The organism is Xenorhabdus aichiensis, assembly GCF_028598775.1.
GTDB lineage: Bacteria > Pseudomonadota > Gammaproteobacteria > Enterobacterales > Enterobacteriaceae > Xenorhabdus > Xenorhabdus bovienii.
On sequence record NZ_JAQRFO010000004.1, the window covers coordinates 48889 to 62203 of the forward strand.

A 13315-nucleotide genomic window follows, 5' to 3' on the forward strand; every position below is an offset into this window, starting at 1 on the left:
TTTTCAATTTATGTTTGGGGAATGCGGTTTTTATTTTTCAATTCACTATCTGCCGATTAATGGCTAATAAAAGTGACGAGAATCACAATTTTAAGGATTATATTTATCCGTTATGGAATATATTATAAAGGTTATTATATTCTTTTACTTATTATTTGGTTAGTGATGGCGTTTTAGATTTTGAGATAAACATATTGATATTATTCATTATTAAAAAATATTATCGATATTTATTCCATTGAAATAATCAATATTAAGATAGAGTGAAGGCTTTTATTTTTGAGGATACGAAATTAAACAACATAAAGAGGAACCATTGTGGCAAAAGGACATTTTTTGATACAGGCACCCGATTGGCCGGAACACTGGATAGCTTGAGTACCTGCCCCTGCCGTGCGGGTTTTATTCATTCCATTCCTGATTCCTACGGTAATGACACCTATTTTGCTGATGTAGCACCGCAGAATTTCGCCCAGAATGCAGGAACGAATAGCCAGAGCACCCAACCTTCCCAAGGCAACAGCAGTGAGTACAGTACATCGAAATTATCAGATATCCATCAATCTTATGATTGAATTTGTTTCAAAATATAAAATAAATAAAGTGGGAAATGTGAAGAATATAGCAATAAAAAAACAGCAGTAATCCCCGAATTCTGCCCAATTGGGTGAATGAGAATCGTTCGAATGATGGAAAAAACCAGTTGATACTTATTGTTGCATTACAAATGTAATGCAGTATGCTTGTAATACAATTGTCACCACATAAGGATTGATGATGAGCACTATTCAAGTAAGGGTTGATGAAGATCTGAAAAAGGCGTCTTACAAGGCTTTTGAAAAACTCAATATGTCTCCATCTGACGCGTTGCGTCTGTTTCTGCGTTACGTTGCAGAGAATGAAAAACTGCCATTTTCTGAAGTATCGCTGATTGTGGCTGAAAATGATAATGATGAAGATATTTTAGACGTTGTTCGTGAACGTATCAGAAATCCAGCCAAACGGGTTAGGGTTAACCTTGATGAAATTTAATATCGACTTCGACGGGTGCGCAGTTGATACACCTTAATAGCGCATTTCTGCGTTTCTGGACATTGCTTGCAGCCACCGCTCAGGCAGGAGGAAGTATCGACTTCCTCCAATTTACCCATTGTGACGAGTTGTTTGAGCATGGCTTCCACCATCGGTAGCGGTGTTGAAAACTGATGGCTCAGTGACCTTGCATCGGTGCGCCCGTTGAGGGCGACAGCATCTCGAATTTTCAACAGGCTAATCATGTCTGGCTCCTAGTGGCAGCTACCGTTAGAGCATTCGCAGTTCCGGCCTGCGGTGTTATTGAACGCTATGGTGACTCTGCTGCGAGCACGGCGTAAGCCGATAAAGACCAGTACGTTAAATACAATCACGGCCAGAATGGTAATCAGGCTGCTTTGTGGATGCGCAGAAAATGTCGTGACTTGATAGAACACTGCCGCCAGCGAATAAGCGACATCCAATCCCCACAGGATGGAGAAGAGCATCCAGCCACGGCTGGTTTCACGGGCAATCGCCCCCATTACCGAAACACAGGGTACGTACAGCAGTACGAAAATCAGATAACTGTAAGCGGAAATGGCGGAACCAAATTTAGCACTCATCGTTCCCATCGCGCTGCTATCCATATTGCCATCGCCTTTACTGGCCTCAATCGGGTTGGAAAGGGCGCTCAGAGTGAATGTCTCTTTCAGGCTGTCCCATGTCTCCGCAACGGCGCCTTTCAGTTCATCCAGCAGATGGAATTCATCTGGATTGAATGGCGCTTGGTTGATGTTCTCAGCGGTATACAGGGTATTCAGCGTACCGACTACAACCTCTTTCGCCATCGCACCGGTGATCAGGCCAACCGTCGCCTGCCAGTTATCGGAATGCACGCCGATAGGATGCAGGAGTGGCGTGATCACCTTACTGACAGAAGCCAGCGCAGATTCGTTGATATTATCTACCGCTTTGCCAGAGAAGGAGAAGCTATTCAGGGCGCCAATGAGCATGCTGGCTGCAACGATCACTTTACCTGCACGGATCACAAACCCTTTCAGACGCTGCCATGACTGGAGCAGCAGGGTTTTGGCATGGGGGACGTGATAGACCGGCAGTTCCATGACGAATGGCGATGCTTCACCGCGCATCAGGGTGTGTTTGAGGAGCAGGCCGGTCAGGACAGCGACTGTGATACCGAGTATATACAGAGAGAAGACGATGCTGGCGCCGCTTTTACCAAAGAAGGCGGCAGCAAAGACGGCAAAGATGGCCAGCCGTGCTCCGCAGGACATAAAAGGCGCCATCATGATGGTGATCAGCCGTTCACGCGGTGCGTCCAATGTTCTGGAGCCCATCACGGAAGGAACGTTACAGCCAAAGCCGACAATCAAGGGTACGAAAGATTTACCCGGTAAGCCCAGAGATTGCATCAGCCTATCCATCACAAATGCGGCACGGGCCATATAGCCTGAGTCTTCAAGAAAGGAAAGGAACAGGTACATCAGGCCGATTTGGGGAACCAGTGGTAGCACCGTGTTGATCCCCCCACCAACGCCTTGGGCAAGGAAAACCGTCAACCAATTCGGGAAGTGAAGTGTGTGGCCGAGCCAGCGCATACCATCAATGAAAATGGCGGTGGAGGCACCATCGAATATCGGTTGCAGCGCACCACCAAGATTGATGGCCAGCACAAACATCAGATACATGATAAACAGGAAAATCGGCACACCCAGCCAGCGGTTCAAGATCACTTTATCCATCGCTTGAGTCAGCTTGTGCGGTGTTGCGGCACGAGTATCAATGACAGCTAGGCACAGTGTATTAATCGCTTGATAGCGTGAATCCGCAATAACCAGTTCTGGCTCGTCAAGCTGCTGTTGTTGCAGACGTATTTTGCTTTCAGCGAGCTGCGACTGTGTCAGCCCTGCTCGCTCACGGCTGTAAATGTCCCCTTCCAGCACCTGCAAAGTCAGCCAGCGGCGCTGTTGCGGGTTGAAATTCTGAGTTATCTGGCTGGCAAGATGATTGACTTCCTGCAACAGAGAATCGGGATATTCAACCCGTATAGGTTGGGAAGACGGTTGATAATGGTCGATGGCTTCCTTCAGTGTATCGATCCCCGTGGCACGGGTAGAAACCAGCGGGATAACCGGGCAGCCGAGGCGTTGCTCCAGCGCCGCAATATCAATGTTGATATGTTGGCTTTTGGCGATATCCAGCATATTCAGCGCGACAATACAGGGGATGCCCAGTTCAATTAATTGCAGCGAGAGATAGAGATTGCGTTCCAGATTGGAAGCATCAACGACATTGATCAACATATCGGCTTCACCACTGAGAATGTAGTGGCAGGCAATCTGTTCATCAATGGAGGTCTGCTCCGAAATGGTTGTGAGGGAATACGTTCCGGGAAGGTCGACAAGCTCGATTTGATGCTCATCGGTGGTAAAACGGCCGGTCTTGCGTTCTACCGTAACACCTGCCCAGTTGCCTACCCGTTGTCGGGAGCCGGTGAGTTGGTTGAATAGCGTGGTTTTGCCGGCATTCGGATTACCGATCAGACCTATTGTTAATTGTTTCATCATACTTTTTGCCAATCAGGGAATGAGACTTTCTGTGGTACTTTGTTGGTGACTGTACTGAGTTTCATTCGAGTGGGGTGTTATCTAGTGTGATAAACGCCAAGTCTTTTTTACGCAGGATAAGATTGACTCTGCGTGTTTCGATTTGTACAGGATCGCCTAAAGGAGCCACGCGAATGACCTGAAATGTGGAACCAGGCAACATCCCCAGTGACAATAATTTCTGCCGATAGGCGGGGCTAATCTGTGCAGAAAACCCCAGAATTTTATAACTTCGATTTGGAAGAAGTGACATATAAACTTCCATTAAAACTGAAAAGGTAAGTGATTATAAGAATTATTATCCCTAATCAAGCAGGAACCACAAGAAAAAAGTACGTTTATTATTTCTGATTTTGATTGTGAGTGATAATAATAGGCAATATCCATAATGTTTATTTATCACTGAATTTTGATGGAAGAAATTGATATTAATCAAATTAATGGTTATTTAATTGAAAATAAATGGCATTGCTACTATTAGATATTCAAATTAATATTTGTTGATTGATAAACAGAGTGAATGGTTTTAAGGTGAAAGATGAAATGAATACCTGCTATTACAAGCCCCGATAACATATGGGGCTTGTTGATTTGTTTTTTTAATTCATTTTATGAATGTATCTATTTGCCTTTTGGTGGATGTGCCAATTCACTTAGTGGAACAAAAACGCGGCCATCATCTTGCTGATTGTGCCAAAGTTCGGAATCGTATACCCACCATTCTTGAACATCTAATTCATAAAACCGTCGGCGGCCATGGCCGTGAAATTCACTGAGAGGCCGTGCTTTTTTCTTTCTGATATTTTCATCAGGAAAGAGGAAGTTAAAGTAGTAATCGTAAGTTTCCTGCAGCTCATTGTACGGGATTTCGTGAGCCTGGCCGATAAACTGTGCCCCTGCAAGATCCAGTGATGTGTCAGGATTGACCCGGTTGCGGTAAAGCGAGCCACTGACTAATGGGTTGATAGAAATTTCGTGCGAATGACGGGTAATCAATTTCGAATACCAGATCAGGCGTAATGGATCGTATCTTGGAATATACAGCAGTGACGCTGACCAAGGTGAGCCTGAATCAGGATGGTGAGTGGCAAGGCTGAAAAATCGTATATTGCTGAGTAAATCAAAACTGCTTTTAGCATATTTATTCATAACTTTTTCCTCAACAGAATGTATCTGTATATCAGAGCATTATGGAATTATTAATCTGTTATATTTTTATATTATTCAATAGGCTTTCATGAATATGAAATTTATTGAATGATAGATTATACGGAGTATTGGCAGGAATAGTCAGTCATAATGACTCATTCAAATTTGTTATATTAGTAATAAATTGAGTCAATTATATGAAGGCAATCGCATTTTTACTGATGGGATGAGTGGGAAGACCGTTTATTTTTCCTAATGTCATCATGTTTTGAAATAAAAATACATTTAGTGATAATTAATAACCCCGTTTTAAGTTTGTGAGTTATCTATTTGTTACGAATAAGGTCTGTTGACCCTCTAACTGGCTCAAACGAGCCAGTTAGAGGATGATTATCCCGAATTAACGCTTTTTGCCAAATGCAGCAGCCAGCGCATCACTCATGGCGCTGTTGGACAATGCCGTTGATCCCGGAGAGCGGGAAGTCTGGCGGTTTCTGTCATTACCATTGCGTTCGTTGCTATTACGCGGGTTACTGCTCTGAGAACCGCTACGACGTGCCGGAGCTTCGCCGGGTTGCTCATCAAGACGCATAGTCAATCCGATACGCTTGCGATTCAGGTCAATGTCCATCACTTTCACTTTCACGATATCGCCAGTCTTGACTACAGTATGTGGATTTTCCACAAAACGATCAGACAGTGAGGAGATATGGACTAAGCCATCCTGATGTACACCGATATCCACGAAAGCTCCGAAGTTGGTGACGTTAGTGACCGTCCCTTCCAGAATCATGCCGACGCGCAGGTCCTTCATGGTCTCGACGCCATCAGCGAAAGTCGCTGTCTTGAATTCAGGACGCGGGTCACGGCCGGGTTTTTCCAGCTCTTTCAGGATATCCGTAACGGTCGGGATGCCGAATTTATCCGTGGTAAAGTCCTGTGCCTGCAAACCACGCAGGGCGCTAGGATTGCCCATGAGTTCAGACAGGGATTGTTCGGTAGTGGCCAGGATTTTCTCGACAACCTGATAGGTTTCAGGGTGAACGGTTGAGGCATCCAGCGGGTTATCACCCTGATTGATGCGCAGGAAGCCAGCACATTGCAGGAACGCTTTTGGCCCCAGACGATTCACTTTCAACAGTTGATTACGGTTGTCGAAGCGGCCGTTTTCATCACGCCAGTTCACGATATTCTGGGCAACTGACTTGGAGAGTCCGGCGACGCGAGTCAGTAGAGCGACCGATGCGGTATTCAGGTCAACACCGACGCCATTTACACAGTCCTCAACCACGGTATCCAGCTTTTTGGCAAGCTGAGTCTGGCTGACATCGTGTTGATACTGACCAACACCGATAGATTTTGGATCGATTTTCACCAGTTCTGCCAGCGGATCTTGCAGGCGACGGGCGATGGAAACGGCACCACGCAGTGAAACATCCAAATCAGGGAATTCCAGTGCTGCCAGTTCAGAGGCGGAATAGACGGATGCGCCTGCTTCACTGACTATCACTGTCTGAGCCTTGACGTCAGGGTATTGCTTCTGGATGTTGGCAAAGAAGCGTTCCGTTTCTCGGGATGCCGTACCGTTACCAATGGCGACCAACTCGACTTGATACTTGGTGCACAGAGCGGCAACGGCAGCAGCAGCTTTGACTTCTTGCCCGGTATGCGGGTAAACGGTATCTGTGGCAATCAGCTTGCCTGTAGAGTCTACGACGGCAACTTTCACCCCTGTCCGTAACCCCGGGTCTAATCCCATCGTGGCGCGCATGCCCGCAGGGGCAGCCATCATCAGAGCGTTCAGGTTACGGGCGAAAACGTTGATCGCTTCGTCTTCGGCTTTCTCGCGTAGCGTCCCCATCAGCTCAGTTTCCAGATGCAGCAGCACCTTGATGCGCCATGTCCAGCTCACCACGGCTTTACGCCAACTGTCAGCCGGCGCGTTATTCAGCCGTAGGTTCAGATGATCGGTGATAATCTGTTCGCAATAGCTCTCTTTAGGGGCTTCCTCAAATTGAGGATCGGCATTCAGAGCCAGTTGCAGGATGCCTTCATTGCGCCCACGGAACATGGCCAGAGCGCGATGGGATGGAACGGTGGCAATCGATTCATGGTGATCAAAATAATCGCTGAACTTGGCGCCTTCCTCTTCCTTGCCTTCGACAACTTTGGCGACCAGATGCGCATTCTTCCACAGATATTCGCGCACTTTCACCAACAGAGCCGCATCTTCGGCAAAGCGTTCCATCAGGATATAACGTGCGCCATCCAGTGCAGCCTTGGTATCGGTAACGCCTTTGTCGGCATCAACATAGGCGGCTGCCGCCAGTTCTGGCGTTTGTTGCGGATCTTGCCACAGCAGGTCGGCCAGTGGCTCTAGCCCGGCTTCAATGGCAATTTGCCCACGGGTGCGGCGCTTGGGTTTATACGGTAAGTACAGATCTTCCAGTTCCGTTTTACTCTGCGTGGTATTAATCGCCTGTGCGAGCTCAACGGTTAACTTTCCCTGTTCCTCAATAGATTTCAGAATAGTCTGACGGCGGTCTGACAGTTCGCGCAGATAACCCAGGCGGCTTTCGAGTTGGCGAAGCTGAGTGTCATCTAAACCTCCGGTGGCTTCTTTACGGTAACGGGCAACAAAGGGAACGGTATTCCCCTCATCGAACAGAGTAATGGCGGCGAGGACTTGCTGTGGCTGAGCCTGTAACTCACCGGCAATGATTCGACTTAAAGATTCATTCATGGTTTGGTTTCTTCAACTTTCTTAGCGGCTGTAGATATCATCAGATATTGCACAGACAGTGCCAGATTCATCTAACATAATAATGGCATGGTTCAAACTGGCTCCATTTATACGTGCAGAGCGCGATAATTTCCAGTTTAGCGCGATATTTCGGTCATGTTGAGACAGATTTCATCGAATATCTTATGGGTTAAGATATAGTACTCCGCCATTAATCATATTTTCTCAAGTGGGTTTTTTCATGGCTAAGAGTAACTACATTACCCGAGAAGGCTGGCATGCGCTTGATCAGGAGCTGAAATATCTCTGGAAAGTCGAACGCCCCAACGTGACTCAGGCTGTTTCCGATGCTGCGGCACTGGGAGATCGTTCGGAAAATGCCGAGTACATTTATGGCAAAAAAAGATTAAGAGAAATTGACCGTCGTGTGCGATTTTTATCCAAGCGCCTTGATGCACTGCAAATTGTTGATCCTGATTCGAGACAGGAAGGCAAAGTCTTTTTTGGTGCATGGGTGAAAGTCGAAAACGAAAAAGCCGAAGAACATATTTTTCGTCTGGTGGGGCCGGATGAATTTGATCCTGCCCAAAAGTGGATTTCCATTGATTCACCTGTGGCCAGGGCGCTGCTTGGCAAGCAGGTGGATGATGAAATCACCGTCATGACTCCCAATGGTATGGCGATTTACTGGATTCTGGAGATTGGCTACCAGCCGTTGGGGTAAACCACGGAGATAAGGAGCAAGGATGGCAGGCAGAACCATAAGCAGTTGTTGATAATGCCGTAAATAGCCTTAAAATACATGCAGTTAGTCTCTACTGAAGTTTGGGGTTTCTGTGAGAGTAATGGATATGGCGGGCATGGAGCATCTTGGGAGCTGAAACATGCAAGAGAGTTATAAAATCCTTGTTGTTGATGATGATATGCGCTTGCGGGCGTTGTTGGAGCGTTATTTATCGGAGCAGGGTTTTCAAGTTCGTAGTGTAGCAAATGCAGAACAGATGGATCGCTTATTAACCAGAGAATCCATTCAATTGATTGTACTGGATTTAATGTTGCCTGGCGAAGATGGCTTATCTATCTGTCGAAGATTGAGAAGCCAGCATAACCCGATCCCCATTATCATGGTGTCAGCAAAAGGGGAGGAGGTTGACCGGATTGTTGGCCTTGAAATCGGTGCTGATGATTATCTCGTCAAGCCTTTTAACCCACGCGAACTGCTGGCCCGTATGCGGGCGGTTATGCGCCGTCAGAGCCATGAGTTACCGGGGGCACCAAGGCCGGATAATGCGGTAGTGAAGTTTGGCAAATTCAAACTCGATCTTGGAACGCGTGAAATGTTCCATGAAGATGAGCAATTGTCCCTGACCAGCGGCGAATTTTCTGTATTGAAAGTTTTGGTTTCCCATCCTCGCGAGCCATTGTCGCGGGATAAATTGATGAGTCTGGCACGGGGAAGAGAATATGGTGCAATGGAGCGCTCCATTGATGTACAGGTTTCCCGTCTGCGCCGCTTGATTGAAGAATATCCTGCCCATCCCCGTTATATTCAGACGGTCTGGGGGCTGGGATACGTTTTTGTGCCGGATGGAAGCAAGGTATGAAAAAGTTCTGGCTCTCGCTGCGTGCTTTGTTCCCCCATGTTCTGTATTTAACTTTGGTAATTGTGCTGGGCAGCCTGATGATCAGTTATCTGGCTGCCCAGAGACTGGTAGAGATGGAAAAACTCTCATTTGCCATCGTGTTCTCTTATGTCTTTGCCAGTGTTTTCACGGCTGCTTTGACTGTTTCCATCACATTCTGGTTTTACCTCCGCGCCCAGATACAGCCATTGAGAACGATGCAGAAGGCAGTGAGAAAGATGGAAAAAGGGAAAATCGTTGCACCACTCCCTGAAGCGGGAGCTCCGGCCATACGCTCGCTGATCCGGGCGTTTAATCAAATGTTGACGGGACATAAAATGCTGGAAATGGATCGCGCTAGCTTGGTGGCGGGTGTGAGCCATGACTTGCGTACGCCACTGACTCGTATACGGCTGGCGATAGAACTGATAGAAGGGAAAGAAAATTTTCTGCGGGAATCTATCAATCGTGATATTGAGGAGTGCAATGCGATTATCGATCAATTCATCGATTATCAGCGGTCTGGGCAGAATGTACCAATGTCATGTTGCGAATTGAACGGGCTGCTTGACGAAGCGATTACTGTCGAAAATGACGGTGTCGGAAATATCGAAAGTCACCTGTCAGCCAACCCCGTTTTCATTATGGCTAATCCACTGTCAATCAAGCGCGTCTTGAACAATATGTTCACTAACGCCCAACGCTATGGACAGGGATGGATTCGGGTCAGTAGTGGCGTTACGGAGAAGTCTGGCTGGTTTCAGGTGGAAGATAATGGCACAGGGATGACAGAAGAAGAGAGCGCTACTCTGTTCCAGCCCTTCACACAGGGGCAACGCGTTCACAATAATGGGGGTGCAGGCCTGGGGCTTGCCATCATCCGACGCATCGTCGATATCCATGATGGTGACATCGAAGTCGGAAAAAGCGAAAAAGGCGGGTTGTCCATGCGCGTTTATATCCCACGGGTGATGAAATAATAACGCCTCTTCAAAAGGGATTGTCATAAAAATGTCATGATTAATACATTTTACTGTCATTGAATTAACCTATTTTTCCCCTGAACCATTTTTTCAGATAAAAGCAAAGTTGTTGACGTAGTTTGACGCTTGTTTTTAATTAATGATGCGTATCCCAGCAGGAGGGAGTATGAAACCAATGCGTACCACCGTGGCGAGCATCATGGCAGCAGCACTTGCCATGACATCCCTGTCTTCGTTTGCTGCTTCCAGTCTGACGGGGGCGGGTGCGACATTCCCGGCACCGGTATATACCAAGTGGGCAGATTCCTACCAAAAAGAAACGGGCAATAAAATCAACTATCAAGGTATTGGTTCTTCGGGTGGCGTGAAACAGATTATTGCCCATACCGTTGATTTTGGTGCATCTGATGCCCCGCTTTCTCATGAAAAACTCGCGGCGGATGGCCTGTTCCAGTTTCCAACAGTGATCGGTGGCATTGTGTTGGCCGTGAATATTTCTGGCATCAAATCCGGCCAGTTGGTCTTGGATGGCAAAACCCTCGGTGACATTTATCTGGGCAATATCAAGAAATGGAATGATCCGGCGATTGCCAAACTGAACCCCGACCTCAAACTCCCTGATCAGAATATCGCCGTCATTCGCCGTGCGGATGGCTCTGGTACTTCCTTCGTCTTCACCAGCTACCTGTCCAAAGTGAACAGCCTCTGGAAGGAAAAAGTCGGGGTGGGTTCGACGGTTAAATGGCCGGCCGGCTTGGGTGGCAAGGGTAACGATGGCATTGCCGCGTTCGTCCAGCGTTTGCCCGGTTCCATCGGTTATGTCGAATACGCCTACGCGAAACAAAATAACCTCGCTTATACCAAGCTGATTTCGGCGGACGGTAAAGTCGTTGCGCCTACTGAAGCGAATTTCAGTGCTGCGGCGAAAAGGGCGGATTGGAGCAAAAGTTTCGCTCAGGATCTGACAGCCCAGAAAGGTGACAATGTGTGGCCGATCACTTCAACGACTTTTATTCTGATCCACAAACAGCAGAAAAATGCGGCGAATGGGATTGAAGTGCTGAAATTCTTCGATTGGGCTTATGAGCAGGGCGGAAAACAGGCGAAAGATCTGGATTATTCTGTCCTGCCACAAGAAGTCATTGGACAGGTACGTGCAGCATGGAAGCGCGACATAAAAGACAGCAGTGGCAAACCGCTGTACTAAATTATCTTTATATTAACCGTTGTTGAATCGGTCACTTTGATGCATCCCCCTTTGCGCCCTTTTGCTGAGGGGGAAATTAACCCAAATGAGAATTAAGCGTATGGCCGAACGTAAAACGGCACTGAAAGCACCAAGCAAAAATGGCGATATTATTTTCAGCGCACTGGTTAGACTGGCTGCGCTGATGACGTTATTTCTGCTGGGGGGCATTATCATTTCGCTGATTATTGCTGCCTGGCCGAGTATCAAGATCTTTGGTTTTAGTTTTCTATGGAACAAGGATTGGGATGCGCCGGCAGAGCAATTTGGTGCACTGGTGCCGATTTATGGCACATTGGTGACCTCACTGATTGCCCTGATTATTGCCGTTCCTGTGAGTTTTGGTATTGCCCTGTTTTTGACGGAACTGGCACCTAACTGGTTGAAACGTCCGCTGGGCGTGGCGATTGAACTACTGGCCGCGATCCCCAGTATCGTTTATGGCATGTGGGGGCTGTTTGTCTTTGCCCCGCTGTTCGCCACTTATTTCCAGCAACCTGTCGGTGATGTGCTGTCGAGTATTCCCATCGTGGGAGAACTGTTCTCCGGCCCGGCTTTTGGTATCGGCATTCTGACGGCAGGCATCATTCTCGCCATCATGATTATTCCTTATATCGCTTCCGTTATGCGTGATGTGTTTGAGCAAACGCCGGTCATGATGAAAGAATCCGCCTATGGGATCGGCTGTACAACCTGGGAAGTGATTTGGCGTATCGTCCTGCCTTACACCAAGAATGGCGTGATTGGCGGCGTCATGTTGGGGCTTGGCCGGGCGTTGGGGGAAACGATGGCTGTGACCTTTATTATCGGCAATACCTACCAACTTGACAGTCTCTCCCTCTACATGCCGGGGAATAGTATTACTTCCGCCTTGGCCAACGAATTCGCCGAAGCGGAATCCGGCCTGCATACCGCGGCATTGATGGAACTGGGGCTGATCCTGTTTGTGATCACCTTTATTGTGTTGGCGTTGTCGAAATTGATGATCCTGCGTCTGGCAAAGAATGAGGGGCGTTGAGATGACAACGGGCAATAATCATCAGCCACGTGCGGTTGGCGCGATAAATACGGCGGAGATGAACAACCGTCGCCGGATGCAGGCATGGCGCCGCCAGAAAAACCGTATTGCCCTGTTGCTGTCTATGGCAACGATGGCATTTGGCCTGTTTTGGTTGATCTGGATTTTATTCTCCACCGTCACCAAAGGCATTGATGGCATGTCGCTGGCGCTGTTTACCGAAATGACACCTCCGCCCAATACCGAAGGCGGCGGGCTGGCAAACGCCATCGTCGGCAGCGGGCTGCTGATTTTCTGGGCAACAGTGTTGGGTACGCCATTGGGTATCATGGCCGGCATCTATCTGGCGGAGTATGGCCGCCGCTCATGGCTGGCTGAAGTGATCCGTTTTATCAACGATATTCTGTTGTCGGCACCTTCGATTGTCGTCGGCTTGTTTGTTTACTCGGTGATTGTGACAAAAATGCAGCATTTCTCCGGTTGGGCAGGGGTTATCGCACTGGCGTTGCTCCAAATCCCGATTGTGATCCGCACGACCGAAAACATGCTTAAACTAGTACCGGACAACCTGCGCGAAGCCGCCTATGCGCTGGGTACACCGAAATGGAAAATGATCTCTGCCATTACGTTAAAGGCTTCGATATCCGGCATCATGACCGGTGTCTTGCTGGCGATAGCCCGTATTGCAGGGGAAACTGCGCCCTTGCTGTTTACCTCGCTTTCCAATCAATTCTGGAGCACTGATCTCAGTCAGCCGATTGCGAACCTGCCCGTTACCATCTTCAAGTTTGCCATGAGTCCCTTCTCTGACTGGCAGCAACTGGCGTGGGCGGGAGTCTTGCTGATTACCTTGTGTGTACTGCTGATCAACATTGTGGCGCGTGTGCTGTTTAAGAATAAAAAGCACGGATAG

The 13315-nt window shown here is 47.8% G+C and carries 13 protein-coding genes; 8 read left to right on the top strand and 5 right to left on the bottom strand.

The features are described 5' to 3' along the window. Positions 1-353: 353 nt before the first annotated feature. Complete coding sequence (locus tag PSI22_RS21450) at positions 354-575, top strand: hypothetical protein (RefSeq protein ID WP_370688987.1); 222 nt, start codon at positions 354-356, stop codon at positions 573-575. A 202-nt stretch (positions 576-777) separates the two neighbouring features. Beyond that, positions 778-1032: a type II toxin-antitoxin system RelB/DinJ family antitoxin gene (locus PSI22_RS03245; protein WP_038181752.1), complete on the top strand. Its 255-nt coding sequence runs from the start codon at positions 778-780 to the stop codon at positions 1030-1032. Here PSI22_RS03245 and PSI22_RS03250 read toward each other — a convergent pair. The 5 genes from PSI22_RS03250 to PSI22_RS03270 form a co-directional block, all read right to left on the bottom strand. After that, a complete protein-coding gene (locus tag PSI22_RS03250) occupies positions 1029-1277 on the bottom strand; it encodes a FeoC-like transcriptional regulator (RefSeq protein ID WP_038181749.1) in 249 nt (82 codons plus the stop codon). The two genes, PSI22_RS03245 and PSI22_RS03250, sit on opposite strands and share 4 nt — an antisense overlap. A 9-nt stretch (positions 1278-1286) precedes the next feature. Beyond that, positions 1287-3599 (bottom strand): Fe(2+) transporter permease subunit FeoB, encoded by a 2313-nt coding sequence (gene feoB, locus PSI22_RS03255; RefSeq protein ID WP_273578641.1) that lies wholly within the window; start codon positions 3597-3599, stop codon positions 1287-1289. 64 nt (positions 3600-3663) lie between these two features. Beyond that, positions 3664-3894 carry a ferrous iron transporter A gene (gene feoA / locus PSI22_RS03260; RefSeq protein ID WP_012986782.1) on the bottom strand — a complete coding sequence of 77 codons (231 nt, stop codon included), beginning with the start codon at positions 3892-3894 and terminating at the stop codon, positions 3664-3666. 368 nt (positions 3895-4262) lie between these two features. Then, on the bottom strand, positions 4263-4790 hold the full coding sequence (locus PSI22_RS03265) for a pyridoxamine 5'-phosphate oxidase family protein (protein WP_038243473.1): 528 nt from the start codon (positions 4788-4790) through the stop codon (positions 4263-4265). 400 nt (positions 4791-5190) lie between these two features. After that, positions 5191-7533, bottom strand: a complete 2343-nt coding sequence (locus tag PSI22_RS03270; protein WP_273578579.1) for a Tex family protein — start codon at positions 7531-7533, stop codon at positions 5191-5193. Between the two features lie 241 nt (positions 7534-7774). Here PSI22_RS03270 and greB point away from each other — a divergent pair, with 241 nt between their 5' ends. The 6 genes from greB to pstA all read left to right on the top strand — a co-directional run bounded on the left by greB (position 7775) and on the right by pstA (position 13315). Beyond that, a complete protein-coding gene (gene greB / locus PSI22_RS03275; protein WP_273578580.1) occupies positions 7775-8257 on the top strand; it encodes a transcription elongation factor GreB in 483 nt (160 codons plus the stop codon). 160 nt (positions 8258-8417) lie between these two features. Further along, positions 8418-9137 carry an osmolarity response regulator transcription factor OmpR gene (ompR, locus tag PSI22_RS03280; protein WP_273578581.1) on the top strand — a complete coding sequence of 240 codons (720 nt, stop codon included), beginning with the start codon at positions 8418-8420 and terminating at the stop codon, positions 9135-9137. Further along, on the top strand, positions 9134-10135 hold the full coding sequence (locus PSI22_RS03285) for an ATP-binding protein (RefSeq protein WP_273578582.1): 1002 nt from the start codon (positions 9134-9136) through the stop codon (positions 10133-10135). The genes ompR and PSI22_RS03285 overlap by 4 nt, the downstream gene beginning before the upstream one ends. A gap of 169 nt (positions 10136-10304) precedes the next feature. After that, a complete protein-coding gene (pstS, locus tag PSI22_RS03290; RefSeq protein WP_273578583.1) occupies positions 10305-11345 on the top strand; it encodes a phosphate ABC transporter substrate-binding protein PstS in 1041 nt (346 codons plus the stop codon). A gap of 100 nt (positions 11346-11445) precedes the next feature. Next, positions 11446-12402, top strand: coding sequence for a phosphate ABC transporter permease PstC (pstC, locus tag PSI22_RS03295; protein ID WP_273578642.1), 957 nt, complete (start codon positions 11446-11448; stop codon positions 12400-12402). Further along, positions 12389-13315 carry a phosphate ABC transporter permease PstA gene (gene pstA, locus PSI22_RS03300; protein WP_370688989.1) on the top strand — a complete coding sequence of 309 codons (927 nt, stop codon included), beginning with the start codon at positions 12389-12391 and terminating at the stop codon, positions 13313-13315. Before pstC ends, pstA begins: the two co-directional genes overlap by 14 nt.

Coding starts and splice junctions, on each gene's coding strand:
- PSI22_RS03245 (WP_038181752.1), top strand. CDS start 778: ATGAGCACTATTCAAGTAAGGGTTGATGAAGATCTGAAAAAGGCGTCT.
- PSI22_RS03250 (WP_038181749.1), bottom strand. CDS start 1,277: ATGATTAGCCTGTTGAAAATTCGAGATGCTGTCGCCCTCAACGGGCGC.
- feoB (WP_273578641.1), bottom strand. CDS start 3,599: ATGAAACAATTAACAATAGGTCTGATCGGTAATCCGAATGCCGGCAAA.
- feoA (WP_012986782.1), bottom strand. CDS start 3,894: ATGTCACTTCTTCCAAATCGAAGTTATAAAATTCTGGGGTTTTCTGCA.
- PSI22_RS03265 (WP_038243473.1), bottom strand. CDS start 4,790: ATGAATAAATATGCTAAAAGCAGTTTTGATTTACTCAGCAATATACGA.
- PSI22_RS03270 (WP_273578579.1), bottom strand. CDS start 7,533: ATGAATGAATCTTTAAGTCGAATCATTGCCGGTGAGTTACAGGCTCAG.
- greB (WP_273578580.1), top strand. CDS start 7,775: ATGGCTAAGAGTAACTACATTACCCGAGAAGGCTGGCATGCGCTTGAT.
- ompR (WP_273578581.1), top strand. CDS start 8,418: ATGCAAGAGAGTTATAAAATCCTTGTTGTTGATGATGATATGCGCTTG.
- PSI22_RS03285 (WP_273578582.1), top strand. CDS start 9,134: ATGAAAAAGTTCTGGCTCTCGCTGCGTGCTTTGTTCCCCCATGTTCTG.
- pstS (WP_273578583.1), top strand. CDS start 10,305: ATGAAACCAATGCGTACCACCGTGGCGAGCATCATGGCAGCAGCACTT.
- pstC (WP_273578642.1), top strand. CDS start 11,446: ATGGCCGAACGTAAAACGGCACTGAAAGCACCAAGCAAAAATGGCGAT.
- pstA (WP_370688989.1), top strand. CDS start 12,389: ATGAGGGGCGTTGAGATGACAACGGGCAATAATCATCAGCCACGTGCG.